Annotated in this window: 1 protein-coding gene; it reads left to right on the top strand. The window is 31.0% G+C overall.

Features of this window, described 5'->3' with window-relative positions; all coding sequences use genetic code 11:
- Positions 1 to 71: 71 nt before the first annotated feature.
- The coding region (locus QUA24_RS27245) for an IS630 family transposase (protein ID WP_333233541.1) at positions 72 to 1,066 on the top strand (995 nt) is incomplete at its 3' end.

The following is a 1,066-nucleotide window of genomic DNA, read 5'->3' as shown; positions in this document are numbered from 1 at the left end:
TATAGCAATCCTAAATCATTATCAAGACTATGATACAATTATATGCAATACTTGATTGTGACCATAAAAAAATGAATAACTTACAACTGCAAGAAAAAGATATGGAAAAAGAAATAGCCCAATTAGAAGATTTCATTAAAAGCGATCTCGATGCAAGAGAACTAAAACGAGCAATAGCTGTAAGGATGGCGCTGTCAGGTAATATCTACCATGAAATCAGCAAGATTTTAGGTGTAAGTAAATTTTTTATTGGTTATTGGAAAAAACAATTTAAAACCAAAGGCATCGCCGGAATTAAACTAGGACATAAAGGGTCAAAAGGGTATTTAACAGCTCGACAAAATACTGAAGTAATTGAGTGGTTAAAGAATAAAGAATATTGGAATTTAGATGAGTTGATTACTTATTTAGCTCAAGAGTTTGGTGTGATGTATAAATCAAAACAGAGTTACTATGAACTTTTCGACCGGGCGAAAATAAGTTGGAAAAAAACTCAAAAAGCTAATCCTAAATTTGATAAAGAACTGGTAAAAAAAAAGACGGAAGAGATTAACGATATTTTATTTAAAAACAAAGCTGGTATAGAGTCTGGAGAAATAATAGTATTGTTTTTAGATGAATGTCATCTACTTCATGGTGATCTAACTGGTTATGTTTGGGGTCAATCAAAAATCAGAATTGAAGTCCCAATTACCAATGAAAAAGATAGACAAACTTATTTTGGCGCCCTCAATTATCAAAGCAAAGAATTCCATATTCAGAGCCATCCATCTGGTGATGGAGAATCCACAGTTAAATTCATAAAATACTTACAAAATAAATATAAAAATCGCAAGATTATCTTGATTTGGGATGGAGCTAGTTATCATAAATATGGAGAATTTAGAGAGTTTTTATTAGAACTAAATGGTGACAAAGAACCTGAGAATTGGTCAATTACTTGTATTTTATTTGCTCCCAATGCTCCCCAACAGAATCCCGTTGAAGATATTTGGCTACAAGCTAAAAACTTTTTAAGAAAGTATTGGTATTTATGTAGATATTTTAAAATTGTCAAGTTTTTGTT

Origin of the sequence: Microcoleus sp. Pol12B5, from assembly GCF_036701335.1 — a bacterium.
In the GTDB taxonomy this organism is placed as follows: Bacteria; Cyanobacteriota; Cyanobacteriia; order Cyanobacteriales; family Microcoleaceae; genus Microcoleus.
Note: the sequence above shows the minus strand (reverse complement) of the source record. Positions and strands in the feature narration are given on the sequence as shown.